The organism is Gramella sp. Hel_I_59 (genome assembly GCF_006714895.1).
In the GTDB taxonomy this organism is placed as follows: domain Bacteria; phylum Bacteroidota; class Bacteroidia; order Flavobacteriales; family Flavobacteriaceae; genus Christiangramia.
The window spans coordinates 2,216,982-2,238,745 of record NZ_VFME01000001.1; the positions used below are offsets into that span (position 1 = coordinate 2,216,982).

Annotated in this window: 22 protein-coding genes; all 22 read left to right on the top strand. The window is 31.1% G+C overall.

Annotated features, from left to right (window positions below; translation table 11 throughout):
* The first annotated feature begins 1 nt into the window (after window position 1).
* The gene (locus tag JM79_RS10105; protein WP_141878033.1) at window positions 2-811 is read left to right on the top strand and encodes a DUF4393 domain-containing protein; all 810 of its coding nucleotides are present in this window, start codon (window positions 2-4) and stop codon (window positions 809-811) included.
* Window positions 812-953: 142 nt separating this feature from the next.
* Window positions 954-1,628 (top strand): hypothetical protein, encoded by a 675-nt coding sequence (locus JM79_RS10110; protein ID WP_141878034.1) that lies wholly within the window; start codon window positions 954-956, stop codon window positions 1,626-1,628.
* Between the two features lie 163 nt (window positions 1,629-1,791).
* Window positions 1,792-2,628, top strand: a complete 837-nt coding sequence (locus JM79_RS10115) for a tetratricopeptide repeat protein (RefSeq protein ID WP_185739482.1) — start codon at window positions 1,792-1,794, stop codon at window positions 2,626-2,628.
* A 162-nt stretch (window positions 2,629-2,790) separates the two neighbouring features.
* A complete protein-coding gene (locus JM79_RS10120) occupies window positions 2,791-3,534 on the top strand; it encodes a hypothetical protein (protein ID WP_141878035.1) in 744 nt (247 codons plus the stop codon).
* Between the two features lie 180 nt (window positions 3,535-3,714).
* A complete protein-coding gene (locus JM79_RS10125) occupies window positions 3,715-4,806 on the top strand; it encodes a serine hydrolase domain-containing protein (RefSeq protein ID WP_141878036.1) in 1,092 nt (363 codons plus the stop codon).
* 170 nt (window positions 4,807-4,976) lie between these two features.
* The gene (locus JM79_RS10130) at window positions 4,977-5,675 is read left to right on the top strand and encodes a barstar family protein (protein WP_141878037.1); all 699 of its coding nucleotides are present in this window, start codon (window positions 4,977-4,979) and stop codon (window positions 5,673-5,675) included.
* A 175-nt stretch (window positions 5,676-5,850) separates the two neighbouring features.
* A complete protein-coding gene (locus JM79_RS10135; protein WP_141878038.1) occupies window positions 5,851-6,894 on the top strand; it encodes a hypothetical protein in 1,044 nt (347 codons plus the stop codon).
* Window positions 6,895-6,997: 103 nt separating this feature from the next.
* Complete coding sequence (locus tag JM79_RS10140; protein ID WP_141878039.1) at window positions 6,998-7,801, top strand: DUF2971 domain-containing protein; 804 nt, start codon at window positions 6,998-7,000, stop codon at window positions 7,799-7,801.
* A gap of 279 nt (window positions 7,802-8,080) precedes the next feature.
* Window positions 8,081-8,680 carry a hypothetical protein gene (locus JM79_RS10145; RefSeq protein WP_141878040.1) on the top strand — a complete coding sequence of 200 codons (600 nt, stop codon included), beginning with the start codon at window positions 8,081-8,083 and terminating at the stop codon, window positions 8,678-8,680.
* 155 nt (window positions 8,681-8,835) lie between these two features.
* The gene (locus JM79_RS10150) at window positions 8,836-9,507 is read left to right on the top strand and encodes a hypothetical protein (RefSeq protein WP_141878041.1); all 672 of its coding nucleotides are present in this window, start codon (window positions 8,836-8,838) and stop codon (window positions 9,505-9,507) included.
* A 163-nt stretch (window positions 9,508-9,670) separates the two neighbouring features.
* Window positions 9,671-10,357: a hypothetical protein gene (locus JM79_RS10155; protein ID WP_141878042.1), complete on the top strand. Its 687-nt coding sequence runs from the start codon at window positions 9,671-9,673 to the stop codon at window positions 10,355-10,357.
* A gap of 156 nt (window positions 10,358-10,513) precedes the next feature.
* The gene (locus JM79_RS10160) at window positions 10,514-10,954 is read left to right on the top strand and encodes a hypothetical protein (RefSeq protein WP_141878043.1); all 441 of its coding nucleotides are present in this window, start codon (window positions 10,514-10,516) and stop codon (window positions 10,952-10,954) included.
* A 435-nt stretch (window positions 10,955-11,389) separates the two neighbouring features.
* Window positions 11,390-11,917 (top strand): hypothetical protein, encoded by a 528-nt coding sequence (locus tag JM79_RS10165; RefSeq protein ID WP_141878044.1) that lies wholly within the window; start codon window positions 11,390-11,392, stop codon window positions 11,915-11,917.
* A 737-nt stretch (window positions 11,918-12,654) separates the two neighbouring features.
* Window positions 12,655-13,950, top strand: coding sequence for an erythromycin esterase family protein (locus JM79_RS10170; protein WP_141878045.1), 1,296 nt, complete (start codon window positions 12,655-12,657; stop codon window positions 13,948-13,950).
* Window positions 13,951-14,102: 152 nt separating this feature from the next.
* Complete coding sequence (locus tag JM79_RS10175; RefSeq protein WP_141878046.1) at window positions 14,103-14,930, top strand: type II CAAX endopeptidase family protein; 828 nt, start codon at window positions 14,103-14,105, stop codon at window positions 14,928-14,930.
* Window positions 14,931-15,027: 97 nt separating this feature from the next.
* Window positions 15,028-15,855: a VOC family protein gene (locus JM79_RS10180; RefSeq protein ID WP_141878047.1), complete on the top strand. Its 828-nt coding sequence runs from the start codon at window positions 15,028-15,030 to the stop codon at window positions 15,853-15,855.
* Window positions 15,856-16,033: 178 nt separating this feature from the next.
* Window positions 16,034-17,692, top strand: coding sequence for a DNA mismatch repair protein MutS (locus tag JM79_RS10185; protein WP_141878048.1), 1,659 nt, complete (start codon window positions 16,034-16,036; stop codon window positions 17,690-17,692).
* A 135-nt stretch (window positions 17,693-17,827) separates the two neighbouring features.
* Complete coding sequence (locus JM79_RS10190) at window positions 17,828-18,781, top strand: DUF4062 domain-containing protein (RefSeq protein WP_141878049.1); 954 nt, start codon at window positions 17,828-17,830, stop codon at window positions 18,779-18,781.
* 170 nt (window positions 18,782-18,951) lie between these two features.
* Window positions 18,952-19,641, top strand: a complete 690-nt coding sequence (locus JM79_RS10195; protein WP_221625448.1) for a DUF4145 domain-containing protein — start codon at window positions 18,952-18,954, stop codon at window positions 19,639-19,641.
* Window positions 19,642-19,900: 259 nt separating this feature from the next.
* Window positions 19,901-20,203: an ArsR family transcriptional regulator gene (locus JM79_RS10200; protein ID WP_141878050.1), complete on the top strand. Its 303-nt coding sequence runs from the start codon at window positions 19,901-19,903 to the stop codon at window positions 20,201-20,203.
* A 101-nt stretch (window positions 20,204-20,304) separates the two neighbouring features.
* Window positions 20,305-21,093, top strand: coding sequence for a PhzF family phenazine biosynthesis protein (locus JM79_RS10205; protein ID WP_141878051.1), 789 nt, complete (start codon window positions 20,305-20,307; stop codon window positions 21,091-21,093).
* 52 nt (window positions 21,094-21,145) lie between these two features.
* Window positions 21,146-21,748, top strand: a complete 603-nt coding sequence (locus JM79_RS10210; protein WP_141878052.1) for a short chain dehydrogenase — start codon at window positions 21,146-21,148, stop codon at window positions 21,746-21,748.
* The last annotated feature ends 16 nt before the right edge of the window (window positions 21,749-21,764 follow it).

A 21,764-nucleotide genomic window follows, 5' to 3' on the forward strand; every position in this document is an offset into this window, starting at 1 on the left:
TATGAGTGATGAGTCAAATGTAAACGCTTTAATTAATTTAGGGCAAGGTAAAGTAGTTCAGAAAGTATATGAAGACCTACTAAGTGAGCCGAGTAAAAAAGCTGGTCAAGCTCTTAGTACAATTGTAAATATTGGAAATACAGCATTGTGGCCTGTAAAATGGTTTAATGAAAGAACTCGATTATACTTTGAAAATAATTTAGAAAAATACGAAAAGAAACTAGAAGAAATTCCTGAAGAAGAGATTTCTGAAGTACCAACTGAAATTTCAAATCCTATTTTAGACAGGTTTTCATATGTTTCTAATGAAGAACTAAGTGACGCATTCGTCAAGCTATTAGCAAGTGCATCATCTACAAAAAATGCAAAAGATGCTCATCCTGGTTTTATTCAAATCATTGATCGTATTTCCCCAGATGAAGCTAAAATTTTAAAATATTTGTCTAATAATAGTGCGATTCCGATTGTTGATATTAAACATCATAATGTTCCGGAAAAACCTAGTCAATATCAACTTGCTATTAAAGAGGAAACAGGCCTGAATCAAAAATTGGATTTAAATTTCCCTGAGAATATAGTCACATATTTAAATAATCTAGAATCTTTAGGTTTAATAGCTAAAAGATCTTATTATTTGACTTATTTAGAATCTGAATTTGATGAAATAATGAAAAACATTGAACCAATTATAAAATCTGTTTTTGAAAAATATGACGATAATGAATTGAAGAAAGCAAAAAAAGAAGATAAAGGAATGTATGAAAAAACTAATTTCGGTAATATGTTCATAAGAGCTTGTATCCAAGGTTAACTGTGCCTAACATCGGTTCATCGCAAATAACGGGTTTTGTCGAAAAAGTGTAATTTTAGAAACCAAGAAAGAAAATTGTAAATCCGACAAGTCCGCGTCCCTACTCCCGCAACTTGCGATAACCGTAACCGTTGTAGCAAATATGTTAAAGAAAATTTTCGTTTTCATAACCGTCCTAACATTGCTTTCTAGTTGCAATGAAAAATTCGATCATTTAAAGTTCGAAAAGGAAGTAGCATATGAAATTTTCCCACAATTAATGGATTCAATTCATTCAGATTCAAGAATAAAATTACCGACTCCACCTCCTCCACCAATAGATGATAACGAAAGTCCAATAATTGATACTATCTCCTGGGAACAATTTCAAAAAGATATAGAACGACAAGAAAGAGAACTATATCAAGATTCTGTAAAATTAGTTATTGCAATTTCTGATTCTACATTAATACTTGAGCAAAATGACAAAAATTATCTTTTAAAACATTTTGATTTAGATGAGAATTCGTTGGACACCACCAATATTGATAGCAGATATAAAATAAAGTTAGAAAAGCTTAAGGCCGACGATAAAATCAGATTTAAATATTCTTCAGAATTTCCAGAAGGATCCAAAACTTGGAAATCTGATTATCAATTCTTTTTAAATGCTGTAGTCAGTTATGGTAGAATCCAATTTGACAAAACACTTTCTTTTGGTGTTCTAACAACTAGATATACCAGTGGCCCTTTAAGTGGAGGTAGATATAGAATTTTTATAAAGAAAGAAAATAATCGTTGGATAATAGATAAAATCGTACTAACAGCGGTAGCGTAGCAACATACTTGCAACAACAACGGTTCATCGCCAATAAGCGGCACCGTTAGAAAGAAAATAATTATCTTGACCAACAAACTAATACTAAGCCGACAAATCCGCGTCCCTTACTCCGCCAACTGGCGATAACCGGGACCGTTGTGCATAATTTTATATTTGAGATTTGAAGTACTACAAAAGAATTTTCCTATTAACTTTTACAATAATAACATTGTTCAGTTGTAAAAAAGCAGATAATAAAAAGAATACAAAAGATGAAGTTCCTATATCAAATTTCAGTGCTAAACAACAAGATTCTTTAAAAGATCTTTACGTTAAAAATAAAGCTAAAAACTTTCCTTTGTATTCCCAAGAAAGACAAGCTGCAATAGATGAAGGACTAAAGGTAGATTCCACTATAGCCTATTTTTGGCAACAGAAAGCCATGCCACTTTTCAAGCAAAGAAAATATGAAATAGGAATGGACTTTATTGATGAAGCTGTAAAATATGATAGAAAAAGATATCAAGATTATAGAGCATTTATAAAGTGTATTTTCAGTAAACAATACAGAGAAGCAATTGCCGACTTTAAAGATTATCAAGAAGAATTTGGATATGGTTTTGTAATGGATCATTCCTATGATTTTTATATAGCATTAAGTTACCTGCAACTCAATGAATTTGAAAAAGCAGAAAAATTATTTGAAAAAGATTATAAGAGAACTATAGAAAAAGATGGAAGAGGTTGGTTACATCACTTAGATCTTTTCTACTATGGAATCAGCAAATATGAACAAAAAAAGAATAAACAAGCTTTAGATTTATTCAATCAGGCTCTAGATATTTATCCTCAGTTTTCAGATGTTCAATATTACAAGGCGGTAACACTTTTAAAATTAGGTGAAAAAGAAGAGGCTACTAAAGTTTACCAAGAAGCCATCAAAAATGCAGATAAAGGATATACAATTAATGAAGATAATGCCATTTATGAAATATATCCATATCAAATGAGGTGGTAATAAAACTAAGCACAACAACGGTTAATCGCCAATAAGCGGCAACGTTAGTAAGAAAATAATTAACTTGATCAACGAAGCAATACTAATCCGACAAATCCGCGTCCCCTACTCCGCCAACTGGCGATAACCGGGACCGTTGCAAACAATTTTAAACCAAAATTCATGTCAAAAAACAATTCTCTTTTATTACTTCTATTCACATTTTTAATCCTTTCGTGCTCTGAATCTGATAATGAAATAAAAGAAGAAAGTAACCAAGAAGAAAAAGTATACTTAAAATCAATTGATCTGGGTAGTTCTGCATTTTACAATTTTTATTATAACAATGAAAACAGTGTTGATTACGTAGAATTAGAGGGTACTCAAAATGATTTCACTAAAAAATTCTATTACGAAAATGGTAAAATAAAACGTGCTGAATACTTTGACGAAAATGGAAATCCAACTGGAAGTAAAGAAGTTTATGTATACGAAAACAATCAGATAATAGAAAGACAAGATTATTTATCCAGTGGTGAAGTTGATGAAATATACCAATATACTTACAATGAAAATCTACTTGAAACAATAAATTATAAAGGTTTCAACCAAACTGAATTATCACCATTAGAAAAAATTGAATATGATTCAGAAGGAAGAATTATTTCTAGAGAAAATTTACAATCTAATATCATTACCAATTACTCATACGATCATCAGAAAAGTCCATTCTTAAACTTTGAACCCAACATCGTTTTGATAGATGATTTCACAGGCTTTGTAAACAATCCTATTTCTATAGAAAAGATTAATGGAGAAAGTACCGAAATAATTAACCAAATAAATTTAAGCTATGAATACAACATTTTAAATTTTCCAATAAAGAGAACTGGAAATGATCAAAATTGGGAATATACTTATTATTAATGATTGATATCTAAAACTGTTTGCAACATCGGTTCATCGCCAATAACGGGTTTTACCGAAAAAGAGTAATTTTAGAAACCAAGAATTAAAAGAGTTAATCCGACAAGTCCGCGTCCCTACTCCCGTAACTTGCGATAACCGTAACAGTTGTACCAAATTATTTTAAAGAAAAATCCAACTATGCAAGCTCCAAAAATCTTAATTATTCTTATCATAATATTTTCAACTTCAATTAATTATTCTCAAAGTAATTCCAACGTAGAAGAAAAGATAGATTCATTTTTGAATGATTTATCAGGAGAAGACTTTTCAGGAACAATATTAGTTGCTAAGAATGATAGTGTTATACAGAAGAGAGCTTATGGCCTATCCAGTAAAGAATTAAAAGTTAAAAACGAAATTGATACGAAATTCAATATAGCATCGATTACTAAAACTTTTACTGCAGTTGCAATACTACAATTATACGAGGAAGGAAAGATTGATTTAAACACACCAATAGGAAAGTATTTAAAAGATTATCCTAACGAGAAAATCAGAAAGTCTGCAACAATTTCTCAATTATTGACTCATACTGCAGGACTCCCGAACTTTTATGTAACTAACTTCTTAGATAAATGTAAGTTTGATTTTAAAGAAGTTAAAGACTTTTTACCTCTATTTGAAAATGAACCATTACTAGCAGAACCAGGAGAAGAATATAATTATGATGCTGCAGGTTATGTTTTACTTGGTTTAATTATAGAAGAAGTTACTGGTTCAAGTTATTATGACTATGTGAAAGAAAATATCTTCCAAGAAGCTAAAATGTCAAACACTGCAGCCTTTAATGTAGATGCCACAATTGAAAATAAAGCGAATGGTTACACTTTTGCCGGAGATACCACCAAACCTTTAAAGAACAATATATTCTACTTATCAAAAGCCTCGCCCGGAGGATTCCATTATTCAACAGTTGAAGATCTTTTCAACTTCAATAAAGCGTTATTTAATAACAAGTTGATTAACCAGAAGACGTTGGATTTGATGATCGAACCCAGAGTTAAAGGTTACAATACTCATTTAGGATATGGTATTGATGTAGATAAGCGATATAATGAAATTATCTTAGGTCACAGCGGGGGCTGGTATGGAATTAGTGGAGAAATAATCTATCTTCCAAAATCGGATTATACAATAACAATTTTATCAAATGTAGATTCAAATATGGATTCTGGAAAAGCGATGGTTTCGGACTTTTTCAAATCTCTATTAGCAGGAAAGATTGAGTAGAAATAACTTGGTACAACATCGGTTCATCGCAAATAACGGGTAGTTAGCTGAAAATTGTTATTTTAGAGACCAATTATTAAAACAACTAATCCGACAAATCCGCGTCCTTATTCCCGCAACTTGCGATAACCGTAACCGTTGTGAGCAATTTTGCAAGAAAATTTTCGTGAATGAAATTTCATATAACTAAACTTGATAATAATTGGTATTCAATTAAAATTGAAGATGAAAGTTTTGTATTCGAATTTTATGCTTCAGGTATTCCTGAAAACCCAATAAATAATCTCTGTCAAAACTTGATCCTTACTATCAATGGATTTGATACAACAAGCAGATTTAACTTGGAACCACAGGTATATATATTAAAATTGAAAATAAATCAAAATCAATATTATTTAGAAATTTTTAATCCAAAAAAGGATAATTCAATATTTTCGAAATCTGGAAACTTTGAGAAGATTATTTTGCCAATTTATCGAGGAATCAAAAAACTAACAAGTATCAATAATTCTTCGGAAGAAATAAACTTTGAAAAAGTTAAAAAACTAGAGAATTTAGTTCGCGAAAAGAAATCAGAAAATAAATTCCAAGTTGACGCAAATAATATTGTGGATTGGAAATCATTCCATAAGGAGTTTAGAAATGAGCTAAAATTTCCAGATTATTATGGGGAAAATATGGATGCGTGGATTGACTGCATAGATGACATATCCGAAAAATCAGATGTCGTAATTAGAATAAAAAACAGCCGAAATCTGAAAAATAAAAATCCTGAAATTTTAAAAAGCTTGATAGAATGTTCTCAATTTGTAAATACAAGAAAAATTGATCAAGGAGAAAAGAACAGGGTGATTTTGAATTTAGAATAATAATAAAATTGAATAGCAAAACGGCTCACAACAACGGTTCATCGCCAATAAGCGGTAGCATTAGAACGAAAATAATTAACTTGACCAACTGACCAATACTAAGCCGACAAATCCGCGTTCCTTACTCCGCCAACTGGCGATAACCGAGACCGTTGTAAAGCATTAAAATGAAAATATGAACAAAACAATAAATCTTCAGAAAAACCTAATCATATTTGGAATACCATTTCTGATTATTGGATTGATGATTTTCATTGCGAAATCACAACTATTTATAAATAACTCAAATAATCTAGCCACAGGAATAACGTTTGACTTATTATTGACAGTGCCGTTTATATATTTTTTGCTAATTAGAAAAACAAATATTCCTAAAACAACGGTAATTCCATTTTTAATACTCGGAATCGTAATAAGTTCAATTATTCTCCCATCAGAAAATCAGTATTATTTAAATCTTTTTAAAACTTGGGTACTCCCTATCGTTGAAATATCAATTCTATCATTTGTAATATACAATGTCAGAAAAGGAATAAAACACTACAACTTAAACAAAACCGAATCGTTTGATTTTTTTACCACATTAAAGAACACTTGTTATGAAATACTTCCCAAAGGATTTGTAATCCCTTTTGTTACAGAAATTGCGGTTTTTTATTATGGGTTTATTTATTGGAAAAAAAGAGATTTAAAAGAAAATGAGTTTTCTTACCACAAAGAAAGCGGCACAATCGCATTAATGATTGTAATCATATTTTTAGTAGCAATTGAAACGGCTGTAATACACATTTTATTAGCAAAATGGAGCAATACTGCTGCTTGGATTTTGACATTTTTAAGTATTTACACTGGAATTCAAATTTTCGGATTCTTAAAATCAATGTTTAAAAGACCAATATCAATAGAAAATAACAAACTATTTCTTAGATATGGAATTATGAAGGAGGCCACCATTAATATAGAAGATATCGAAAGTATAGAAGTATCATCAAAAGATGTAGAGCTAAATAAGGAAACTCGGAATCTATCTTTTTTAGGAGAATTAGAAAGTCATAACTTAATTATTAGGTTAAAAAAAGAAAATACATTAATTGGATTATACGGAATGAAAAGAAAATTTAAGAATCTAACATTTCACGTGGACGATAAAATTAAATTTAAAGATCTAGTAATTAACGCTTTACAACAACGGTTCATCGCCAATAAGCGGCAGCGTTAGTAAGAAAATAATTAACTTGCCCAACGAACCAATACTAAGCCGACAAATCCGCGTTCCTTACTCCGCCAACTGGCGATAACCGGGACCGTTGCCCACAATTTATATGGAAGAATCAGAAATCATTTATAAATACAAAGATTTTAAGGAAGAATACAGTAAAAAAATATTACTTGAAAATGAGCTATTCCTATCAAGTTTAATAAGTTTTAATGATCCATTTGACTGCAAGATTCCACCTTGTCTAGAACTTTTAGAAACAAAAGAAAGAGCATTTGAATATGCAGAAAGAATATTATCTAATCAAAAACTAAAAATTTTATTGGATGGACAAGATTTCGAAAAAGTTTCGGAAAACTACAAAAACTCTATGTGGAAAAATCCTGAAATTATTCAAAAAAATATAAGTGAAGTTAGTATTGATACACAAAGTAAAATTTTAGGAATACTCTGTTTGACTAAAAAATGGAATGATATATTAATGTGGAGTCATTATGGACAAAATCATCAAGGAATTTGTTATGGTTTTGATTTTAAATCCATAACTAATTCAAAAAACTTTCACTACGGTGGTTCTGTTAAATACACAAATACATATCCTTTGATAGATCCGATAGATGCAATTCTACCAGAAACATATAAACTTCAAACCCATTATAAAGCTAAAAAATGGAAATATGAAAAAGAGTATAGATTAGTAAAAATATATGATCAGGATATAGAACCTTTTTCGGAACAGAGAAAATTCAAAATTCCTGATTCCTTTTTTAAGGAGATAATAATTGGTGCAGAATTCCCTAATAATGAAATCCAAAAAATAATTGATATTGCTAAAGCAAAAAAAATTGCGCTCTTTAAGGCTAAAAAAGCAGATTGGAAATTTGAATTGAAAAGAGAAAGAATCATTTAATAAACTGTGGGCAACAACGGTTAATCGCCAATAAGCGGCACCGATAGTAAGAAGATAATTGACTTGACCAAAATACCAAAACTAAGCCGACTAATCCGCGTCCCTTACTCCGCCAACTGGCGATAACCGGGACCGTTAGCAATAATTATTTAACCGAGAAACTGCTTGAGAATATTTATAATCTTAATTCTAATTTGTGTTCAAAGTCTAACAGCTCAGGAAATCAGAGGTATCGTTTACGAATCAGATGAAAGAGTATCGGATTTTGAAATTGTAAATATGAATAGCGGAATTTCTTCTACTACGAATCAAGAAGGATATTTTTCTATATCAAGTGACTTAGGAGACACTTTAGTATTTAAATCGATTCAATTTGAACAACAAATACTGATAGTTGATGAAAATCATTTACAAACAACTTTAGTAATTGAACTTAAGAAGATAGTTAACTTATTAGATGAAGTAAATATTAGTTCGTCTTCAGAGGAATTTAATGTGAAAACGGCAAATAGAGAATTAAAAAAAACAATTCAAACGGATCTAGAAAAGAATTGGTTTATATACTATCCACCAAATCCTAAAGGAAATCTATTAGCTAGTATTATACCAGGTAACAAGAAGTCAGTTCCTAAAAAATCTGAGATACGAATTATTCGCTTAAATGATTATGTAGAATTATTTGCGTCGGACGATACTTTAAATTGTGAGTATTTAAAAAATTCTTTTGGGATTCCCGAAAACGGATGTAATATATTTTTGGATTATTTAGAATCTAAATCATTAAATTATGAGTTATTAGGCCCAACAAGGCGTCTAGATTTGATACAAAAGATTTATGAAGCAAGCCAAGAATATATAGTTATACTAGAAAGTAAGTAACGCAAATAACTATTGCTAACATCGGTTCATCGCCAATAAGCGGCACCGTTAGAAAGAAAATAATTATCTTGACCAACAAACCAACACTAAGCCGACAAATCCGCGTGCCTTACTCCGCCAACTGGCGATAACCGAGACCGTTGCCAAGCATTTTGATGAGAAAAATCCTATACATATTAATGCCTATTCTGACTTTTAGTAGTTGTGAATCATACCTAGAGCAAAAAGAACCTGAAATTCAAAAAGTTTATTCTGACCATTTTACAGAATTAAGAAATGAAGAAAATTTCAAAATTATAAATATCGATTCTTTTCAGAATTTTAAGGAATTGACTTCAAAAATGGGGGAATGCACATGTCAAGATTTAATGTCCGGACTAAGTTTTACAGTTAATGATAAAAAGTTCTTTTTGACCGGATTCTCGGAGTGCCCAACATTTAATGGAGTTGCGTGTTATTTTAGAAGAAACACCATAATGATAAAAAATGATTCAATTGTTACAGATCTATTTAATAAAAAGAAAGTCCCAATTGAAGAATTAGGAACCGAATTGAATGATATCATTTCTAAACCACATAATTTTAAATATAATAAACAGGTTTTAAAACCTGCATTAATTCATCTGTATATTGATGAAAATCAAAATATAAATCAGACCAAAAAAGTTTTAAAAGAAATTATAGAAAATTTTCAAAAAATAAATTCGAATCAAAAGTCTAACTTTTTCGAATACAATATACTATTTGAAGATTTTGATAGAACGAATTTTCCGCCTCCACCACCACCTCCTCCTTTACCAGTAGAAAGTTCAATAAAAAATCAGTAAACAAAACGCTAGGCAACAACGGTTAATCGCCAATAAGCGGCAGCGTTAGTATGAAAATAATTAACTTGACCAACGAACCAATACTAAGCCGACAAATCCGCGTACCTTACTCCGCCAACTGGCGATAACCGGGACCGTTAGCTTTAATTTTTAAGATTGAAATATGGATGAAAATCTAATAATTTGGAGATATATAAGCTTAGATAAATTCATTGATTTATTATTAAATAAAAAAATAGTTTTCACTCCACTTTCTTCAATGTCGGACCAAAATGAGGTTAGATGGATATTAGATACAATAGAGGATGAAAATGAGCAACATCGAGCCGGTGCAGAAAAATTCGTAGAGTTACATCTTAAAAATAATTTCATTAGTTCTTGGACAAAAAATCCAAATGAGAAAATTTCGTTATGGCGACATTATCTAGGTAAAGATGGCATCGGAGTCGCAATAAAATCAAAGATTGGTAATCTTTATCAATATATAGATTGGAATGAATCTACTTTTTCAATTCAAGAAGTTATATATAAGAAACAGATTGGATTTAATGATATTGAAACTGGTAGACTTTTGCACACTAAGAGTATAGCTTACGAAGATGAAGAAGAATTAAGAGTTTTTTCAAATTTTGTAGCGATGACATTTGATGATGATTTGAAAAAACCAGTCTTTCATAATCCCCCTGAAATCATATCAAAAAAAGTTGATCTAAAGAATTTCGTAGAAGGAATAATGATATCACCGTTTTGTCAAAATTGGCAAATAGAAATGATTAAACAACTCATTTCGAAATTGGAACCAGATTTATTAGCGGTTATACAAAAATCAATGATTAGGGAAAAAAACTAAAGCTAACAACGGTTAATCGCCAATAAGCGGCAGCATTAATAGGAGAATAATTATCTTGACCAACAAACCAATACTAAGCCGACAAATCCGCGTCCCCTAATCCGCCAACTGGCGATAACCGGGACCGTTATATGGCATTTTTTATATGATGATTCGATGAAAAAAGTAATTATAATTCTGACTTTAATATTTTCTAATTCTTCATTTGCTCAAGAAAATGGACAAGAAGAAATTGTTTTTTCAAGAATTGGAAATTTAACTGACGAACAAATTAATTCGAGCGGTCCAGCAAAATTATTATTTGCTAAAAAGTCAGAAATAAGAAACTTAGCAAAACAGGATTTAGAAAATGGAAATCCATTTTTGCTTCTACAAGGAGGAATTGCACCAGTAATAATAGCTACTGATCCACAATTTGAGGATAAGTATAAAATATATTTTTACGAATATGGTTGTACAGGTCCTGATCAAAGTTTAATAGAAGATTACAACAAAATAATATTCAGTTATTTGACAGACCAGTATGGCAAAAAATGGATTAAAGAAGTTAGAGATGATGTTGTAGGATTAAATGAGTGGAAAAAATTAAAGAGATAAATTGTAATGAAGAGGTTTAAAATTATTGGATTATACTTACTAAGCTTAATCTGTATTTTCACATTTTTCATCCTTCATAATTCAAAATATTTATCTTCTTTAATTGAAAAAGCTAAAGATTTCAGAACGAACGGATTTTTTATCTTTTTAGTTTCAGGTTTAATAGAATATGGATTACTCCTGACAGGAATATTTATAATTATAGTTTTGACATATTTTCTCGTTAAAAAAAACGCCACATAACAACGGTTAATCGCCAATAGACGGCAGCTTTAGTAAGAAAATAATTATCTTGACCAACAAACCAAAACTAAGCCGACAAATCCGCGTCTCTTACTCCGCCAACTGGCGATAACCGGGACCGTTATATAAAATTGCACATTGAAGATTTTATCTTTTAATCTTTATATTTGAAAAATTCTGATAATTTAAAATATGAAACTAAACACATTGTATATAAAGTATTTCATTGTAGTTGCTTTAACTTATTCAGTTCTTATGATTGGATTAGACTTAGTAACTGGTCGAGAAATAATTTTCTACGATATAGTTATAAGAATATTAATATTTGGAGTTGGTATGACATTACCTTTAGTTTCCTTTCATAAATATCAAGTCAATAATACTGCTAAAGAATTTGGATTGAAAAATCCAGATTATGAAGTAAGCCAAAAAAAAGTATTCTTTTCAGATAAAACTCCAGAACAGATTTATAATACTATAGAAAGAAGATCTCAATTCCGTAAAGTCAATTTTCATGAATCGAATCAAATTATTAAAATAAAAACTGGTTTTACAGGAAAATCCTGGGGAGATGTCATTACCATTAAGTCCCAAAAAGAAAAAGAGAATTACAAATATCAAGTCGAAAGCAAACCGATCTTTCCACTGACTGTAATTGATTTTGGACAAAATCTTGAAAACGTACTTAAGATAGAACGTTACTCGAAGATTGCTATATGAAGATAATTTGAATATAGATCAGGGTCTAATTGTCAAAATTATTTCAAATCAGGATTTCGTAATGTGCAACTTTAAATAACAACGGTTCATCGCCAATAAGCGGCACCGTTAGTAAGAAAATAATTAGCTTGACCAACAAACCATTACTAAGCCGACAAATCCGCGTTCCTTACTCCGCCAACTGGCGATAACCGAGACCGTTATACACAAGTGCTCCGCAACGATTTTAGCTACTAAAAACAATAAGAATCCAATCTGAAAAATTCGAATTTTAAAAGCTTCAATTGATAATTGTCAACTAAGAATCTTTCGTTTATCGTAAACTTAGAAAATCCTTGTTCAACCGAAAATTCTAAAAAATCGTTCAGGAAAGATTTAATAAGTAAAAAAGCTTTTGGTAGCTGCTCAAAAACAAATTAGCTACTAAGAACTTCCTCAAAAAGAAGCTTAGCACCAAGAAACGGACGCTTACTCGGACGCAATAATTGTAACCAAATGAGCAAGATTTTTTATAAAAGTCAGAGTATTCCCGACAGTGGTCTATCTGAGGTTCTCACTCTGCTCTGTCGCACCAGTGTATAACAACGAATATTCGCAATTGTGGCCATTTGAAATAAAATAGTATTTTTAGAATCCAACAAACAAAAACCTAAGCCGACAAATCCGTAGACGTACAACCACAACTGACGATTATTCGAAACCGTTGTGCAAAATTTTAATGAAAAGCCGAACTAATAATGAGATATTTATTAATTGTATTTTTACTTCTAACAATTACAAGAAGTTATTCTCAAAACAAAAAAACAGTTAATTGGATAAACAACAATTTGATAAAAATTGAAGATTCAAATCCGGATTCTTCTCCAGAAAATTTCATTGATAATATTCCTAACAAATTTGAAAACGCGAAAATATTCGGATTTGGAGAAGCAACTCATCACGGTAAGGAATTTTTTAATATAAAGGCAAAATTCTTTAAATACTTAGTCGTCAATAAAAATGTAAGGGCTTTTTTGATGGAAGAATCTTATCCAGCAGAGTCGGGAATTAATGAGTGGATAAGTGGAGGAAAAGGAGATATAAATTCTATCGCAGAAAATTTCAGCATTCTCCCATGGCGGACACAAGAAGTTGCGAATCTTCTAAAATGGATGAGAAGTTATAATTTGAATAAACCTAGAGAAGAACAAATTCGTTTTTATGGTATTGATATTCAAAATGTTCAAGGCATTAATATTAAAATCCGTGAGTTTGCAAAAGCGCAAAATATTTTAATTGATGAAAATTTACTTTCGGTATTAGATAAATGTGTAAATAAAAAAGTTAACTACAACGCTACATCCGATTGGGCGGATAAACATAACCCAGAACTTCAAAAAATTAAAAATATAATTCTAGATTCTCAGATAAAATCTTCAAGTAATTCACATCAAGAAACTAGGGATGTTCTTAGATCTTTAGACTATTTAATGGACTACACCTATTATGTTCAAAATAATGGTAGTAATGTTCGAGATTTGAAAATGTTTGAAAATGCTGAACATATTATTGATAGCCTTACTAAAAACGGGAAAGCTTTCATTTGGGCACATAATGAACATATAAACAATCTTGAAAGAATTTCATACGGAAGCGGTTGGACTAGTCTAGGAGCACATTTAAATGAACGGTATCAAAATGATTACTACAGCGTAGGATTCGATTTCGGAGTAGGCAATTTGTTAGGATATGTAGCAGAAAAAAACAAACCACATCATTGGGAAATTTTTACCGTCGATAAACCTTTCAAAAGAACATATTCAAAAACGCTATTTGAAGCGAATGCGAATATCTTTTTTCTAGATATAAATAAACTTTCGCAAGACGATGAAATTGATTTCTTTAATAAAAAAGAGAAACAATTAATTTTAGGAGGGCCAGGATATAATCCTAAAGATTTTCATTTAATACCGAAAAAGATTTCAGAAATGTATGATGGATTAATTTTTGTAAAAAAGATTTCTGTGCCAGATTATAATCTAGAGAATCTATAAAACTTTGCACAACATCGGTTAATCGCAAATAACGGGTATTACCGAAAAAGTATAATTTTAGAAACCAAGAAAGAATAAAACTAAGCCGACAAGTCCGCGTCCCTACTCCCGCAACTTGCGATAACCGTAACAGTTGGCTGTAATTATTTAGAGTGAGTGTAACTAAAGCATTTTTTCTGACTTTGCTATTAATGATAGCATATTTACTGGTTCAACTGGGAGTAATTGCATTATTCGAATTATATGATCAACCAATAACTTTATCTAATTTACATCTCAAAGGACTGAGTAAAACTGTAGCTCCAATTCTAAGCTACCTAGTTCTATTTAAAATTTTTTGGAAAGTGAAGATTTCGAATAAAGATGAGTTAAGAAGTGATTTTAGTTTTAAAATTCTGACTTTTATTATAATTATTTCGATAGGATTAGAATTAATAAATCAACCCTTATACGATATCAGTAAAATGGTTGAATTTTATAAAACGGGTATACCAGCTATTCAAAATTTTCATTACTCACAAAATTCAATTGACTTAGTTTACCAATTCGCAGCAATCTTAATAGTATCTCCAATTTTAGAAGAATTGTTCTTTAGAAAGTTTTTGTTATCAAAACTCTTAATCAAATACAACATCTCTATATCTGTTATAATATCAAGTTTGTGTTTTTCATTAATCCACATTGAAACTCCTAATAATTTGATTCCCTCTTTAATTTTTGGAATTCTGAGTAGCATAATATTTCTAAATACTGGTAAAATCATCTATTCAATAGTTTTCCATGCTTTAAGGAATAGCTTTTACTTTATAATTCTATTGAATGCAGAGATTTATGATAGTTGGATCTACGGTTTTAATTTTAATTATGTCTACTGGAGTTTAGTGCTAATTGGTTTAGTATTAGTATTTGTGGGTATGAAGAAAATAACTTCAGCCAACATCGGTTCATCGCAAATAACGGGTATTGAAGAAAAAGTGTAATTTTAGAAACCAGGAAAGAAAAAGGTTAATCCGACAAGTCCGCGTCCCTATTCCCGCAACTTGCGATAACCGTAACCGTTGGCAATCATTTGTAGAGATGAGAAATTACACAATATTTCTATTATTGATCATATTTTTTTCCTCTTGTAAGGATGCAAAAGAAGGAAAGGGTACCATTGAATTAAAAGAAAGTGCTTCTTCGAATTTAGAGGTTGATCATTTAAATATTTGGGTTAAAAACCCAAACATTGCTAAAGAGCGATTAATTAATATTGGATTTACTTCGGTTCCAGATTCACTCTCAGCAGTACATGAAGGTCAAGGAACAGCAGGAAAGTACTTCAATTTTTTGAATGGCTACCTAGAACTGATTTTTGTTTATGATAAAAACGAGCTGGATGAAAACATTCAGAAAAATAAAAATCTAGATTTTATAAAAAGAGCCGACTTTGGGAAAAATGGTGCTTTACCGTTTAGCATTGCGCTTAAAATGAAAAATTACAATCCAGAAAAAATTCCATTTGAAAAAGTAAGATATCATCAAGATTGGATGGACGATAATGCAAATATATACGCAGCTAGGAATTCAAAAAAACTTCTTCAAGAACCTTCAATTTTCATAGTCTATCCAGAAATTGAGTCGGACAGCTTTGAAAATATGTCAGAGCTAAGTATTATTCCAGACGATTATGCATTTGCAAGAGATTTTTATAAGCATCCGAATGGAGCGGAAAAGATTACAAATATTATAATCACATCAACTGATTTAGATTTAAAAACAAAGACAATAAAAGCGGTTAATGCAATAACAAATTTAACTGTGAAAAATGGTCAAGAACATTTAATGGAACTTTATTTCGATAATCATATTCAGGGAAAAACATTTGATTTAAGACCTGAAATACCTCTGATTATAAACTTATGACGTACAACAAACGTTTGCCAACATCGGTTGATCGCAAATAACGGGTATTGCAAAAAAAGTGTAATTTTAGAAACCAGGAAACAAAAGAGTTAATCCGACAAGTCCGCGTCCCTACTCCCGCAACTTGCGATAACCGTAACCGTTAGCCAAAATTATTTATTATGAGAATCGTTATTACATGAATTGGATTCTAGGAACTATTATAGTTTTCATTCTAATCTATCTATTCAGTAATAGATTGAGAAAAGCGCGGAATAAATCTATTAGTAAATCGTTGATTGAGAAATGGGGAAAACCCAAAACAGAGAAATACTTCGATTTCAAGTTAATTGAATTATTTTTTAAAAACCATAAATTAAAGAAAACAGCATATCAGGTAATTTCTGATCATACTTGGTTAGACTTAGACATGAACGAAGTGTTCAAATTCTTAGATAGAACTAGCTCTAAGATTGGACAACAATATTTGTACTTTAAAATCAGAACAATCACACATAGTTCTGACTTGAAAAGGTTTGGAAGGTTGACGGAGGTCTTCAGGTTAAATGAGCAATTGCGAAATGCATGTCAATTACAATTAACGTCTCTATCAAATAATAAAGCATACTTCTTCGAAGAAATATTTCGTGATAAGGAAGTACAGAAATCTCAAAAAATTTGGTTATTCCGATTTTTATCGATTTCAGCAATTGCAATCATTATCCTCAGCTTCTTGAACTCCACCTGGTTTCTTGCCCTTATTCCATTATTCTTTATCAATCTAATCTTTCATTACAAAAACAAATCATCGATACAGATGTATTTGAGTGGCGTAGGCCAATTAGCTACGAGTTATCGGGTTGCTAGTGAACTTAAGTCTTCCGAAGAGATCAAATCTTTTTACAATGATTTCAAATACCTAAAGAACGTAAAGTCTATTTTATCTAATATAAGATTCATTGAGTGGGAAAAAAAGTTAGATAACGAATACGCTTTATTATTCTGGTTTATATCAGAAATTATAAAGATCACATTTATTTTAGAACCCATTCTTTTTTATAGTTTTCAAAAATCATTGGAGAATAAAAAAGAAGACCTTAAGGAACTATTTATATTCATTGGAGAAATAGATTCAGCTATTTCTTGTGCATCAGTACAGACCGGTTTTGATAAATATTGCGAACCTAAATTTTTCAAAGATAAGCTCGTCATCACAGATCAAATGTATCACCCACTTATTGAAAATTGCGTTCCTAATAATCTTGTATTAGATGGCACAAGTTTATTATTAACAGGTTCAAATATGTCGGGTAAGACGACATTTATTAGAACGTTTAGTATTAATGCTATTCTAGCACAAACATTAAATTTCTGTTTTGCGAAAAAGTTTGAATCTCCATTCTTTAAGATCTATTCTTCTATTCGAATTGCAGATGATCTAATTAATAATACCAGTTACTACTTGGAAGAGGTGGTAAGAATAAAAGAACTAGTCGATGCTTCCCATAGTGATGATCACCATCTTTTTATTTTAGACGAATTATTTAAAGGCACAAATACGTTAGAAAGAATAGCCGCTGGACAATCAATTTTATCATATTTAAATAGGGACAAACATATCGTTATGGTTTCAACGCACGATTTGGAGCTTACTGACATACTTAAAAATAGAGGATATGCTTTGTATCACTTTGCAGAAAAAATTGAAAATGATAAACTATATTTTGATCATAAGATCAAACCAGGTAAACCAGAAAATGGCAATGCAATCAAAATTTTAGAGCTATATGATTATCCTAAAGAAATTATAGAAGACTCAGTAAGTATGAGTAAAATAACTTTGGCTAACAACGGTTAATCGCCAATAAGCGGCAGCGTTAGAAAGAAAACAATTAACTTGATCAACAAACTAATACTAAGCCGACACACCCGCGTCCCTTACTCCGCCAACTGGCGATAACCGAGACCGTTGTGCAAAATAATTTAGAAAGATATGGCCAAGCCAAGAATATTCGTAAGTTCTACATTTTATGATTTAAAACATATTCGATCATCCATGGATAATTTTATTGATGGTCTTGGATATGAATCAATCTTATCAGAGAAAGGTGATATCGCTTACTCCTTTGACGTTCCTTTAGACGAATCATGTTATAGGGAAATCCAAAACATAGATATATTTGTATTAATAATTGGAGGTAGATACGGATCAGAAATAAGTAAAGGAGATAAAAAACCTGATAAAAAATTCTTTGATAGATATGAAAGTATAACTAAAAAAGAATATGATACAGCTTTCAAAAAAGATATACCTATTTATATTTTAATTGAAACAAATGTGCACTCGGAATATAGAACATTTCTTCAAAATAAATCCAACAAGGCGATTAACTATGCCCATGTAGACTCAGTGAATATTTTTCACTTTATTGAAGAAATTTTATCTAAACCTAGGAATAATCCAATTCATCACTTTGAAAAATTTGAGCAAATTGAAAAATGGCTAAAAGAACAATGGGCTGGAAGTTTTAAAGAATTATTGTCTACTAAAGTGCGACAAAATGAAATTAAAACACTCAGTACAGAAATTAGTGAATTACAAGAAATTAATAAAACCTTAAAAACATATCTAGAGGCAGTTTTATCAGGGTCATCACCAGATAATTCTAGTAAACTTATTGAGTCTGAGAAGAAAAGATTAGAGGATGCTACAATACGTTTAGAACTCAAAAATAACAAGTGGTTTAAATTTATAAATACAGAAACCGGAATTGAAATTGATGAGTTTATCGAAATGATGATAAAGTCCAAAACATGGAGTCAATTTATGAAACAGATTAAAGATGATGATAGAAAACAATATGTTGACTTCATTTTACAAAGTGAACCACGAGCTATGAACGATTTAAATGAGTCAAGAAGAATTTTAGGTTTAAAGGAATTCTAGAAAATTACTTTGCACAACATCGGTTCATCGCAAATAACGGGTATAGTCGAAAAAGTGTAATTTTAGAAACCAAGAAAGAAAATAGTTAATCCGACAAGTCCGCGTCCCTACACCCGCAACTTGCGATAACCGTAACCGTTGTGTGCAATTAAAAAATAAAAATCCAATAAATGAACTGTCCTCATTGTTTAGTAGAATTTCACGATAAAAAAGAAATAATTTTCCTGGGAAAAGATTCAAAAGGAGAATGGGCAATTGAAAAATTTGAATGTCCAAATCCTAAATGTAAAAAAGATATATATTTTCTTTTAAACGGAGAGTTCCATCATAATAGAAATAATTTCATGTATTTCATAAGTAAAGATGAACACGGGTTTGAAAAAATAACATCTAGGAATTTAATTAGACCAAAAGGGTCTAGTAGACCACCAGTACCAATTGAGGTTCCGGAAGATATTGCTAAAGATTATGATGAGGCTTGCTTAGTACTACCTGATAGCCCTAAAGCAAGTGCTGCATTAAGTAGAAGGGCATTACAACATTTATTGAGAGATGCAGCAGATATAAAAAACGGAAATTTAGCAAATGAAATTAAACAAGTTTTAGATAGTAACAATTTACCATCTTACTTGTCAGAAAGTATCGATGCTATAAGAAATATAGGAAATTTTGCTGCCCATCCGTCGAAAAGTGAATCGACTGGAAAAATTGTAGAAGTTGAACCCGGAGAAGCTGAATGGAATCTTGAAGTATTAGAAATGTTGTTCGACTTCTATTATGTACAACCTGAAAAAATAAAGCAACGAAGAGAGGCTTTGAATCAAAAATTAGGAGATACAGGGAAATTTGACATGAAATAAAATCTAGAATTTTAATTCAACGTACTAAGAAAATCACGGGATTTTAACAGCACACAACAACGGTTAATCGCCAATAGACGGTAGCGTTAGGAAGAAAATATTTATCTTGACCAAGAAACCAATACTAAGCCGACAAATCCGCGTCCCTTACTCCGCCAACTGGCGATAACCGAGACAGTTGGCAACAAGCTGAAAATAATTGAACTTCAAAAAAATAAATTTATTTTTATATATCTAGATTTATAGATATATTTGTAATATGGATTTAAAGTCAGCAACTGAAATAGGAAAATGTTTGTCTAATGAAACTAGGGTTCAAATAATGGAATGGTTGAAAGAACCCGAAAAAAATTTTCCGCCGCACGAAACATTAAAACATTTTAACGATGGTGTTTGTGTAACTTACATAAAAGAAAAATCGGGACTGTCTCAATCCACAATTTCCACTTACTTAACAAATATGGAAAAATGTGGGCTTTTAATTTCTTCAAGACACGGAAAATGGTCCTATCTAAAAAGAAATGAGGATGTAATCAAACAATATTTAGACTTTATAAAATAAAAAAAAAATAAAATAACATATCTACATTTCTAGAAGTAAGGAAGTATAAAACTAAGGATGCTTACATAAAAGTGACCTATTCATCACAAAATTTGATAATTATGGAACATAAAATATTTCAAATAGACGCATTCGCTGATAAGGTTTTTTCAGGAAATCCGGCAGCGGTCTGTCCACTTGACCAGTGGTTGAGTGATGACATATTGCAAAAAATAGCAATGGAAAATAATTTGGCTGCAACCGCTTTTTTTATAAAACAAAATGAAGAATATGAAATAAGATGGTTTACCCCCACTGCTGAACTTGAACTTTGCGGACACGGCACTTTGGCAGCAGCTTTTGTATTATTTAACTATGAAAAGCACGACGGAAATACGATTAATTTTTATTCAAAAAGAAGTGGGTCCTTAACGGTGACTTTGGAAAGGGAATTGATATCCTTGAATTTTCCAGCCAGGAATGTTGAAAAAATTAAAATTTCAGAGGAGATAAAAGCTGGATTTAATATAAGGCCCAAAGCTGCCTATAAAGGTAAAACAGACTTCCTGCTGGAATTTGAAAATGAAGATGAAATAAGAGGAATAATTCCTGTACTCAGTGCTATTTCAGAACTAAAAGGCCGGGGTGTTATAGTAACTGCTAAAGGTGATAAGGTTGATTTCGTATCTCGTTTTTTTGCTCCACAATCTGGCATTAACGAAGATCCGGCAACGGGTTCGGCACATACTACTTTAATCCCCTACTGGGCAAAACAGCTCAATAAAAATGTTCTAACAGCAAGACAACTTTCAGCTCGTAAAGGATATTTACAGTGTAAATATTTGAACGACCGAGTTGAAATAAAAGGTCGGGGAAGATTGTATTTAACCGGTAAAATATATCTAGAATAAAAACAACAGTTGCTAACGTTTAAAGACACAATAAAAACCAATAACTTAAGATATGAAAATTTTAATAATAGGAGGAAACGGAACCATAGGAAAAAAAGTAGTTTCTCATTTTGAAAAAGATAATGAGGTTTTAATCGCAGGGCGCAAAAATAGAGAGTTAACTGTGGAGATTGCCGACAGTAAATCGATTAGGGAAATGTTCGAGAAAACTGGAAAGTTGGATGCAATTATTTGCATTGCAGGAGAAGCAAAATGGGCTAATTTCAACGAACTGACCGAGGAAGATTACTATATTGGTTTAAAAAGTAAACTAATGGGTCAGGTAAATCTTGTGAGAATTGGCAAAGAGTTTTTAAACCCCAAAGGCTCAATTACGCTTACAACAGGTATTTTGGCTGATGAACCAGTAGTGCAGACAACAAGTGCTGCAATGGTAAATGGTGCTATTCACAGTTTTGTAAAAGCAGTAGTTTTGGAAATGGAGAATAATTTGAGAGTCAATGTAGTTTCTCCAGATATGGTAGAAGACGCTTATGAAAAATATAAGGATGTTTTTCCGGGCCATAACCCTGTACCGATGAGCAAAGTCATTAATGCTTATGTAAAAGGTATTATGGGAAAAGTAAACGGAAAAATTATTCGGGTTAGTGCATAAAAAGCCATAAGCACGC

Coding starts and splice junctions, on each gene's coding strand:
- JM79_RS10105 (WP_141878033.1), top strand. CDS start 2: ATGAGTGATGAGTCAAATGTAAACGCTTTAATTAATTTAGGGCAAGGT.
- JM79_RS10110 (WP_141878034.1), top strand. CDS start 954: ATGTTAAAGAAAATTTTCGTTTTCATAACCGTCCTAACATTGCTTTCT.
- JM79_RS10120 (WP_141878035.1), top strand. CDS start 2,791: ATGTCAAAAAACAATTCTCTTTTATTACTTCTATTCACATTTTTAATC.
- JM79_RS10125 (WP_141878036.1), top strand. CDS start 3,715: ATGCAAGCTCCAAAAATCTTAATTATTCTTATCATAATATTTTCAACT.
- JM79_RS10130 (WP_141878037.1), top strand. CDS start 4,977: ATGAAATTTCATATAACTAAACTTGATAATAATTGGTATTCAATTAAA.
- JM79_RS10135 (WP_141878038.1), top strand. CDS start 5,851: ATGAACAAAACAATAAATCTTCAGAAAAACCTAATCATATTTGGAATA.
- JM79_RS10140 (WP_141878039.1), top strand. CDS start 6,998: ATGGAAGAATCAGAAATCATTTATAAATACAAAGATTTTAAGGAAGAA.
- JM79_RS10145 (WP_141878040.1), top strand. CDS start 8,081: ATGAATAGCGGAATTTCTTCTACTACGAATCAAGAAGGATATTTTTCT.
- JM79_RS10150 (WP_141878041.1), top strand. CDS start 8,836: ATGAGAAAAATCCTATACATATTAATGCCTATTCTGACTTTTAGTAGT.
- JM79_RS10155 (WP_141878042.1), top strand. CDS start 9,671: ATGGATGAAAATCTAATAATTTGGAGATATATAAGCTTAGATAAATTC.
- JM79_RS10160 (WP_141878043.1), top strand. CDS start 10,514: ATGAAAAAAGTAATTATAATTCTGACTTTAATATTTTCTAATTCTTCA.
- JM79_RS10165 (WP_141878044.1), top strand. CDS start 11,390: ATGAAACTAAACACATTGTATATAAAGTATTTCATTGTAGTTGCTTTA.
- JM79_RS10170 (WP_141878045.1), top strand. CDS start 12,655: ATGAGATATTTATTAATTGTATTTTTACTTCTAACAATTACAAGAAGT.
- JM79_RS10180 (WP_141878047.1), top strand. CDS start 15,028: ATGAGAAATTACACAATATTTCTATTATTGATCATATTTTTTTCCTCT.
- JM79_RS10185 (WP_141878048.1), top strand. CDS start 16,034: ATGAATTGGATTCTAGGAACTATTATAGTTTTCATTCTAATCTATCTA.
- JM79_RS10190 (WP_141878049.1), top strand. CDS start 17,828: ATGGCCAAGCCAAGAATATTCGTAAGTTCTACATTTTATGATTTAAAA.
- JM79_RS10195 (WP_221625448.1), top strand. CDS start 18,952: ATGAACTGTCCTCATTGTTTAGTAGAATTTCACGATAAAAAAGAAATA.
- JM79_RS10200 (WP_141878050.1), top strand. CDS start 19,901: ATGGATTTAAAGTCAGCAACTGAAATAGGAAAATGTTTGTCTAATGAA.
- JM79_RS10205 (WP_141878051.1), top strand. CDS start 20,305: ATGGAACATAAAATATTTCAAATAGACGCATTCGCTGATAAGGTTTTT.
- JM79_RS10210 (WP_141878052.1), top strand. CDS start 21,146: ATGAAAATTTTAATAATAGGAGGAAACGGAACCATAGGAAAAAAAGTA.